Below are 1,026 nucleotides of genomic sequence, written 5' to 3' on the forward strand. Positions count from 1 at the left end.
ATCGGAAGGAGGAGAGATGTCGTGTGCGGGCCCCAACGTCAGTGAAGGACGGCGCAGCCGTTTCGCGGGGCGAGGACCGAAGCAGGACCAACGTTCGTGACGGCCGCGAGTGGCGCGGCCAGCAGGATCACATTCATTTGTCGGGTTCCTTGGCGACGCACACGCGAAGAGGCCGGTGTCCGCAAGGACACCAGCCTCGATGTGAGAAGATGGGGCGGAGCCGTAGCTCCGGCCGGTGCGGCTAGCCGAGCGCCGCCATCTGGAGGTCGGCTGCCTGCCGGCTGACAGTCTGGCCGGGATTCTCGACCTGACGCTCGTAGGGCTTCCAGGCCTCGCCGACGATATGCTCGTAGGCCGCGACGGCTCCCTCGGCGGCCATGCGCAGGGCGTGGGACTGAAGGCCCATGTCGGCGGCGAATTCGCGCTTGCGCTGGGCGTTGCTGTCGAAGCCGACCGGTCCGTCCAGATCCTCGTCGCGGATGTCGTTGGCGAGCTTGGCCGTGGCGTCTTTCGCCTCGGTGACGGCCTTGGAGTAGAACTGGCCTGCCCCGTAGGCGGAACCGACATAGGAGCCGACGATCCGTTGCAGGTGGATCTGCATCGCCTTGTCGGAAACCCCCTCGGAGAGGGTGTCGGCGCCTTCGATGAGGCTGCGCTCGTGGAAGTCGCGCATGCCGTCGCTGTCGAGGACCGGAAGGCCGAAGCTTTCGGAGAGGATTGCGGCCTGGCTGCTGTCCGGACTGCAGAGCCGGGCCATTTCGAGGGTCGTGCCCTTGCGGAGCGGGAGGACGAGGGATTTGGACTTGGGGGAGCGGATTGAACTGGACATTGAGCGTACCTTGCTGGCGATGCCCTTCAGGTGATCGGCCCTCGGCCGTTCTTTCCTGCGGGTGCGGTCAAAAGGAACCGGCGGGAGCTGGGCGCTTCAGGGTCCGGGCCCTGCCAGGCGAGCGAGGTCGGCTTGCGGAGAAGCGGGGGCCAGTTCTTAACTGGTCCCCGCGCGGGACGCGGGGACCAGTTAAGAAC

General features: G+C 66.6%; 1 protein-coding gene. It reads right to left on the reverse strand.

From position 1 onward, the window contains the following. Positions 1-241: 241 nt before the first annotated feature. Positions 242-829, reverse strand: coding sequence for a hypothetical protein (locus FJ980_RS34260; RefSeq protein ID WP_140547742.1), 588 nt, complete (start codon positions 827-829; stop codon positions 242-244). Between the last annotated feature and the right edge of the window lie 197 nt (positions 830-1,026).

The organism is Mesorhizobium sp. B1-1-5 (assembly GCF_006443065.1).
Classification (GTDB): domain Bacteria; phylum Pseudomonadota; class Alphaproteobacteria; order Rhizobiales; family Rhizobiaceae; genus Mesorhizobium.

What these genes read in the sequence shown, in the direction of transcription:
- FJ980_RS34260 (WP_140547742.1), bottom strand. Translation starts at nt 829, where the DNA reads ATGTCCAGTTCAATCCGCTCCCCCAAGTCCAAATCCCTCGTCCTCCCG.